The sequence below is a fragment of the Helicobacter equorum genome, from assembly GCF_900198655.1.
GTDB lineage: Bacteria > Campylobacterota > Campylobacteria > Campylobacterales > Helicobacteraceae > Helicobacter_F > Helicobacter_F equorum.
In genome coordinates, this window is the sequence record NZ_FZPO01000054.1 from 1 (window position 1) to 8,081 (window position 8,081).

At 41.3% G+C, this 8,081-nt stretch carries 4 protein-coding genes, 2 tRNA genes and 3 rRNA genes; 3 read left to right on the forward strand and 6 right to left on the reverse strand.

What is annotated here, in order from left to right; all coding sequences use genetic code 11:
- From C6H22_RS08945 to C6H22_RS07355, 3 genes are all read left to right on the forward strand, one after another.
- Positions 1–188 (forward strand): hypothetical protein (locus C6H22_RS08945; RefSeq protein WP_233707086.1); only part of this gene is annotated, 188 nt, incomplete at its 5' end.
- An 8-nt stretch (positions 189–196) separates the two neighbouring features.
- Positions 197–1,270, forward strand: a complete 1,074-nt coding sequence (locus C6H22_RS07350) for a hypothetical protein (protein WP_104694647.1) — start codon at positions 197–199, stop codon at positions 1,268–1,270.
- A 12-nt stretch (positions 1,271–1,282) separates the two neighbouring features.
- Positions 1,283–1,642 (forward strand): hypothetical protein, encoded by a 360-nt coding sequence (locus C6H22_RS07355; protein ID WP_158654666.1) that lies wholly within the window; start codon positions 1,283–1,285, stop codon positions 1,640–1,642.
- A 644-nt stretch (positions 1,643–2,286) separates the two neighbouring features.
- On the opposite strand, the gene rrf is transcribed toward C6H22_RS07355, so the two are convergent.
- From rrf to C6H22_RS07380, 6 genes are all read right to left on the reverse strand, one after another.
- Positions 2,287–2,402 (reverse strand): 5S ribosomal RNA (rrf, locus tag C6H22_RS07360).
- A 144-nt stretch (positions 2,403–2,546) separates the two neighbouring features.
- Positions 2,547–5,426 (reverse strand): 23S ribosomal RNA (locus tag C6H22_RS07365).
- A complete protein-coding gene (locus tag C6H22_RS08695) occupies positions 5,422–5,607 on the reverse strand; it encodes a hypothetical protein (RefSeq protein WP_158654667.1) in 186 nt (61 codons plus the stop codon). Before C6H22_RS08695 ends, C6H22_RS07365 begins: the two co-directional genes overlap by 5 nt.
- 181 nt (positions 5,608–5,788) lie before the next feature.
- Positions 5,789–5,864: transfer RNA gene (locus tag C6H22_RS07370), tRNA-Ala, on the reverse strand.
- Between the two features lie 4 nt (positions 5,865–5,868).
- Positions 5,869–5,945 (reverse strand) — tRNA-Ile (locus C6H22_RS07375).
- 119 nt (positions 5,946–6,064) lie between these two features.
- Positions 6,065–7,560, reverse strand: a 16S ribosomal RNA gene (locus C6H22_RS07380).
- The 16S, 23S and 5S rRNA genes sit together here with 2 tRNA genes alongside, the layout of an rRNA operon.
- Positions 7,561–8,081: the final 521 nt, after the last annotated feature.

The window sequence follows — 8,081 nt, forward strand, 5'->3', positions numbered from 1 at the left end:
AAAGTTCATATATTGTTATTGGTGCACTCTTTGGGGTGTTTGTGCTAGTGATTGTTTGTAAGAATTCTGCACAATTAACAATCTCTTTAATATATTCAAAAACAAAAGCTATTACACTAAGTGCGTTACTTGCTTTTTGCGTTATGTATATAAATCAAGACTCTCCATTTTTATATTTTAACTTTTAGAAGGTAAGTTGCAATGGCAAAAACATTTACATATCTTACATTTTGTTTTTTTTGTGGCTATTCTTTTATGCATTACCGCATTCAATATAATTATAGATTCGAACAATATATTTCGCCCGAGTAAGTTAGAATCTGTGGCAAAAATGCTTATCACAGGAAATAATGTTGCCTACAAAGAAAGCAACATGGATGAGCGAATATTGCAAAAATATATTATACAGGAGCTCTTGTTCACACCACATACTATTGCTATTGGATCATCAAGAATTATGAACTTACATAAAGAATTTCTATACGGGGAAAAATATTTTTTTAACCATGGTATGAGTGGCTCTACAATAAATGATTATTATGCTATTTTAGGCTTATATGTAGCATATCACGCAAGATTACCAAAACGAATCATTTTTGGGCTTGATCCTTGGATATTCAATGCAAATAATAGAGAGTTAAGATATCTTAGTATCAATGATTATGTTTCTTTAATGCAAGAAAAAATACACGGCAAACAACACACACAATCAACCAAGATAAAAACTTCATTTTTTATCAAATGTAAAGAAGCCATTTCTTTCAAACAAACACAGAGCAACATTCATGCTATACTCAAAGGAAATATAAAACAAGAATTTTTTACCACACAAAGCACAGATACCCAATACCTCGTGTATGCAAATGATGGTAGCATATATTATCCCATGTATAAACGCAACCCAAGCGATAAGGAAATAATTAATGGAGTAGCAGGATTCAAAAATTATCAAATAACGGGATTTAAAAGCCTAAATACACAAGCGTTTATAGAACTTATGAATTATTTATTAACCCAAAACATAGAACTTGTATTCTATCTCCCACCATACAATCCAAAGCTTTATGAGATCTTACAAAATGATAAAAAATATAAAAATATTTTCAATGCTAGAGATTTTATTAAAAACTATGCAAAAACTCATAATATAAAAATCTATGGAGATTATGATCCAAATGTATTAGGTGGAAAATTTAATGATTTTCTCGATGGTGTTCATACCAAAGATGTTTTTATGAAAAAAATATTTAGCACATATAAATCAAAATAAGTAACACAACATATGCAATCCGTGTATTTGCTAGATTGTATTAGAGATTTCAGATTTTTTCTTAAATCAATATGCTTACTTGAATCTTTTGCTACATCAAAAAATATCAAAATCTTTCTTACCTATCCTGTTACCTTGGAAAATCCATACTTTAGTCTCAATGATCCACAAACCTTTGCGAAAATTGAGAATCTCAAAGCGAAGTTAAAAAAACACAACATAGAAATTTATGGAGACTTTAGAGACTTTCATTTTGAAAGACAATATTTCTTTGATACGCCATACCATCTAAATCAAGAGGGAGCGATTTTGCGCACACAGGCTTTTATCAAGCTACTAGAGCATATGCAACAAGAAGGCTTGATACCTTAGGCTATACAGAATCTAAACTTTATTAACATAAAGTTATGTTGTAAGTCTAATTATGATTCTATTGCTGCTACAATTATAGCTCTTGCATAATCCCATAAACACCAATCCTGCATTATACATTTACACCTTAGTATCTGCAGTGCCAAATTCTTTTCTTAGTATATCAAGCCCTTGTGATTTACCTATATTGGAAACATTACTTAAAGAAGCTAGGTTTTGAGAGGTATGCTAAAGCTATCTCTCCACTATGCCCTATAGCAAGCGTAGAAGTTTGTTTAAAAGGATAAAAGTTTGAAACCACCTCCCTCAACAAACCCAACCACCACATTACTTTCACTATCACATCTTTGTTAATCAAAATTACTGCCAGAAGATACAAGCCCCATATTTATGCCAAGCTTAGCAACACTTCCACCTGAAACATAGAAAGCTACATTTTACACAAATCTATTAGCTCTATCCATCATACCTACACCTCTTCTTAAACACTCTAAAACACTACAACAGAATCTATCACAACATAACAAGAAAAAATACCTACATATATAGCACAACAACACTACATCACCTAAACAACAATCTGATATATTAAACCTATAAAAACAAGAAGTCTAAAAAGAAGTAAAAAGAGGATATTTCCCCTATCCCTGCATCGACCTACATTCCCACACCTGAAAGGTGCAGTATCATCAGCGAAGAGGAGCTTAACTGCCAGGTTCGGAATGGAGCTGGGTGTTGCCTCCTCTCTATAAACACAAGGAAAAGGGAAGTAAAAACAAGCTTGTTTCTTACAAATAAACCTCATAAATATACCTTGTCCTTATTTCCATTTTCCATTAATAACCTAAATATAATACCTACACTCAATAAGGCAGTGAATCTTTAGAATACAAGTTTAAGATAAAAAATAAGCCAAACGGTCTATTAGTAGTAGTCAGCTAAACATATTACTATGCTTACACATCTACCCTATCAAGCAGCTAGTCTTGCTGCGACCTTCAGGGATTGTTCATCTTGGAGTTGGCTTCCCGCTTAGATGCTTTCAGCGGTTATCACATCCGTGCGTAGCTACCCAGCGATGCTCTTGGCAGAACAACTGGTGCACCAGTGGCACGTCCATCCCGGTCCTCTCGTACTAGGGACAGCTCTCCTCAACAATCCTACGCCCACGGCAGATAGGGACCGAACTGTCTCACGACGTTCTGAACCCAGCTCGCGTACCGCTTTAAATGGCGAACAGCCATACCCTTGGGACCTGCTCCAGCCCCAGGATGCGATGAGCCGACATCGAGGTGCCAAACCTCCCCGTCGATGTGAGCTCTTGGGGGAGATCAGCCTGTTATCCCCGGGGTACCTTTTATCCTTTGAGCGATGACCCTTCCACACAGAATCACCGGATCACTATGACCGACTTTCGTCTCTGCTCGACTTGTTTGTCTTACAGTCAGGCTGGCTTATGCCATTACACTCTACAAATGATTTCCAACCATTTTGAGCCAACCTTTGCAAGCCTCCGTTACTTTTTAGGAGGCGACCGCCCCAGTCAAACTACCCACCAGACATTGTCCTACTTGAGGATAACTCAAGCTAGTTAGCAGACAGAAACATTAAGGGTGGTATCTCAACGGTGGCTCCATCTCCACCGGAGTGAAGATTTCAAAGCCTCCCACCTATCCTGCGCATAATGCTCCCATCGGCAGTGTCAAGCTGTAGTAAAGGTCCACGGGGTCTTTCCGTCTTGCCGCGGGTAGGAGGAATTTTCACCTCCACTACAATTTCACTGAATCCCTAGTTGAGACAGCTCCCATCTCGTTACGCCATTCATGCAGGTCGGTATTTAACCGACAAGGAATTTCGCTACCTTAGGACCGTTATAGTTACGGCCGCCGTTTACTCGGGCTTCAATTCAAAGCTTCGACTTGCGTCTGACTAATCCTCTTAACCTTCGAGCACCGGGCAGGCGTCACACCTTATACTTCCTCTTACGAGTTTGCAAAGTGCTGTGTTTTTGGTAAACAGTCGGGAGGGACTCTTTGCTGAGACCTAATTGCTTAGGCACACCTTATCGCGAACTTACGGTGCTAGTTTGCAGAGTTCCTTAACTAGAGTTCTTTCACGCGCCTTAGAATACTCATCTCATCTACCTGTGTCGGTTTGCGGTACGGGCAATAGAAGCTAAACTTAGAAACTTTTCTTGGCACGACGGTATCAATGATTCTCCTTTCCATCCGAAGATTTCAAAGAGCCTTTGAGGTTTCGAATACAGAGGCGGATTTGCCAATCCTCCAATCTACACCCTTAGACCAACACTTCCATCAGTTGGCTCACCTAACCCTATGCGTCCTTCCATCGCACACTTCTATTGGTATAGGAATATTAACCTATTTGCCATCGCCTACCCCTTTCGGACTCGGCTTAGGACCCGACTAACCCTACGATGACGAGCATCGCGTAGGAAACCTTAGACTTTCGGCGAAGTGGATTCTCACCACTTTTATCGCTACTCATTCCTGCATGCTCACTTCGCATCGCTCCAGCACTCCTTACCGGTATACCTTCAACGCAATACGAACGCTCTTCTACCACTATGCATCAGCATAATCTACAACTTCGGTGTCTATCTTAGCCCCGTTATATTTTCTGCGCAAAATCACTAGACCAGTGAGCTGTTACGCTTTCTTTAAAGGATGGCTGCTTCTAAGCCAACCTCCTGGTTGTCAAAGTAACTTCACATCATTTTCCACTTAGAATAGAACTTTGGGACCTTAGTTGGTAGTCTGGGTTGTTCCCCTTTTGACGATTGATTTTATCACCCACCGCCTGACTCCCAAGATACGGTAATAGGTATTCGAAGTTTGACAGGGGTTGGTACCGCGGTGAGCAGCCCTAGCCCAATCAGTGCTCTACCCCCTATTACTATTACTTGAGGCTATACCTAAATATATTTCGAAGAGAACCAGCTATCACCAAGTTTGTTTGGCCTTTCACCCCTATCCACAGCTCATCCCAACCCGTTTCAATGGGTACGAGTTCAGTCCTCCACGAGCTATTACACTCGCTTCAACTTGGCCATGGATAGATCACTTGGCTTCGGGTCTGCAGCATCTGACTAAACGCCCTTTCAGACTCGCTTTCGCTACGGCTTCGCGTTTGCTTAACCTTGCCAGATACCACAACTCGCAGGATCATTATGCAAAAGGCAGTCCATCACCCTGATAAATCATAGGGCTCTGAATGATTGTAGGCAAATGGTTTCAGGTTCTATTTCACTCCGCTCACTGCGGTTCTTTTCACCTTTCCCTCACGGTACTTGTTCGCTATCGGTGTAGTAGTAGTATTTAGGGTTGGAGGGTGGTCCCCCCGGCTTCAGTCCAGATTCCACGTGTCCTGACCTACTCTGGATCCTGCTACCTAGCAATACCTTTTCATATACGGGGCTATCACCCTCTGTGGCTATCCTTTCCAGAATATTCTATTAAAGTATTGCAGTGGATATTGCAGTCCTCAACCCCGAATGCAAGCATTCGGTTTGCCCTATTCCCCTTTCGCTCGCCGCTACTAGGAGAATCTCGTTTGATTTCTTTTCCTCTAGCTACTGAGATGTTTCACTTCGCTAGGTTTGCTCCATTAAAGGTAATGTGTCTCACGACACATTGGGTTGCCCCATTCGGAAATCTAGGGATCAAAGCTTCTTGACAGCTCCCCCTAGCTTATCGCAGTCTAGTACGTCCTTCATCGCCTCTACTACCCAAGGCATCCACCATTTGCCCTTGCTAAGCTTATCGCCTTAAACTTAATGTGTATCCTAAAGTCACTGCCTTATTGAATGTATGTCCAACATACAACAACAAAGCATTGATTGTAGTCTTTAATTTACTTAGGCTATTAACAATACAATGTAAAATAACACGATCTCTATCATTATGTATTACACTACTGCAATACACAGCAATAAGAAACCTCATAAAAACCTTATCTTGCTCTTAAGACTTTTATGAGACTTCAAACTTAAGAAAATACTCAACGCTCTTTTTTTAATATGGCGCCTATATTCATATATCAAGAATTAATATATGATATATACCCTACTATAACATATTCGCTACTACCACCATCAACACACATCTTACAAAATCATTTATCATATGGTGGAGAATAGCGGGATCGAACCGCTGACCTCCTGCGTGCAAAGCAGGCGCTCTCCCAGCTGAGCTAATTCCCCATTATGGTGGGCTTAGGAGGACTTGAACCTCCGACCTCACCCTTATCAGGGGTGCGCTCTAACCACCTGAGCTATAAGCCCCTCGTAAGTATACCAAACAAGATCCTTATTTGATCTCTGAAAACTAAGCAAGAAATGAAAAGTTTCACACTATATCTTTAATGGTCTACTTCCAATAAAGTAAGTAAACATATCTCTAGAAAGGAGGTGATCCAACCGCAGGTTCACCTACGGTTACCTTGTTACGACTTCACCCCAGTCGCTGCATCTGCCGTGGGCGGTAGCCAGTTTAGCATTCCGACTTAAGGCAAATACAACTCCCATGGTGTGACGGGCGGTGAGTACAAGACCCGGGAACGTATTCACCGCAACATGGCTGATTTGCGATTACTAGCGATTCCAGCTTCATGTAGTCGAGTTGCAGACTACAATCCGAACTGAGAGATGTTTTTGAGATTGGCTCCACTTCGCAGTATTGCTTCTCTTTGTGCACCCCATTGTAGCACGTGTGTAGCCCTAGGCGTAAGGGCCATGATGACTTGACGTCGTCCTCACCTTCCTCCTCCTTACGAAGGCAGTCTCCTTAGAGTGCTCAGCCAAACTGCTAGCAACTAAGGACGAGGGTTGCGCTCGTTGCGGGACTTAACCCAACATCTCACGACACGAGCTGACGACAGCCGTGCAGCACCTGTTTTCAAGCTCCCCGAAGGGCACTCCACTATCTCTAGTAGATTCTATCAATGTCAAGCCTAGGTAAGGTTCTTCGCGTATCTTCGAATTAAACCACATGCTCCACCGCTTGTGCGGGTCCCCGTCTATTCCTTTGAGTTTTAATCTTGCGACCGTACTCCCCAGGCGGAATGCTTAATGCGTTAGCTGCATTACTGCAAGGACAAGCCTCACAACAACTAGCATTCATCGTTTAGGGCGTGGACTACCAGGGTATCTAATCCTGTTTGCTCCCCACGCTTTCGCGCATCAGCGTCAGTAATGTTCCAGCAGGTCGCCTTCGCAATGAGTATTCCTCTTGATCTCTACGGATTTTACCCCTACACCAAGAATTCCACCTACCTCTCCCATACTCTAGAGTAACAGTTTCAAATGCAGTTCTATAGTTAAGCCATAGGATTTCACATCTGACTTGCTACCCCGCCTACGCGCTCTTTACGCCCAGTGATTCCGAGTAACGCTTGCACCCTCCGTATTACCGCGGCTGCTGGCACGGAGTTAGCCGGTGCTTATTCGTTAGATACCGTCATTATCTTCTCTAACAAAAGGAGTTTACAATCCGAAAACCTTCATCCTCCACGCGGCGTTGCTGCTTCAGGGTTTCCCCCATTGAGCAATATTCCCTACTGCTGCCTCCCGTAGGAGTCTGGACCGTGTCTCAGTTCCAGTGTGTCCGATCACCCTCTCAGGCCGGATACCCGTCATAGCCTTGGTGAGCCATTACCTCACCAACAAGCTGATAGGACATAGGCCAATCCTTTAGCGAAAAACTTTCCCCCATAGGGAGTATCTGGTATTAATCACCGTTTCCAGTGGCTATCCCAGACTAAAGGGTATGTTACCTATGCATTACTCACCCGTGCGCCACTAATCCACTTCTAGCAAGCTAGAAGCTTCATCGTTCGACTTGCATGTATTAGGCACGCCGCCAGCGTTCACTCTGAGCCAGGATCAAACTCTCCATAAAAATATATAGGACACTATGAATCCAGTATGATCCAAAGATTCTAATCTTTTTTGTTTGGTAGTTTGTCCTTGTATCTCTTAGCTCTAAATCACAAAGACTTTTTTACATCTTATACTCTGTAGTATCAGAGCATAAGCTCAAAGTCATATACAAATGAGAAAATAGTAACTAAGAAACAAAAGAATTAATATTGTAACGAATCTAGCATATTGCCAGAAGATACAATGTTTATCTTTTATTTCTTGCTTAGATGTCAAAGATCATTACCAAAATCTTGCTTCCATATTTCTAAATAACTCTAAAGACCCTATGTATCTTAAACGATATAGAGATTTTAAAGCATTTATATTATAGATTAAAGTATTTTAAGTAAAAAGAACACCGCAAAACAATGATTGCTAAAAGACATTAGAATATGTTATGTTACATTGAGTAGTAATTACATAAGCTAGATGCTTTAGTATCTCAAAATTGGGAAACGAAATACTACACATACAAAGCTTAAAGTTTGCTTTTGGATA

What these genes read in the sequence shown, in the direction of transcription:
- C6H22_RS07355 (WP_158654666.1), top strand. Translation starts at nt 1,283, where the DNA reads ATGCAATCCGTGTATTTGCTAGATTGTATTAGAGATTTCAGATTTTTT.
- C6H22_RS08695 (WP_158654667.1), bottom strand. Translation starts at nt 5,607, where the DNA reads ATGAGGTTTCTTATTGCTGTGTATTGCAGTAGTGTAATACATAATGAT.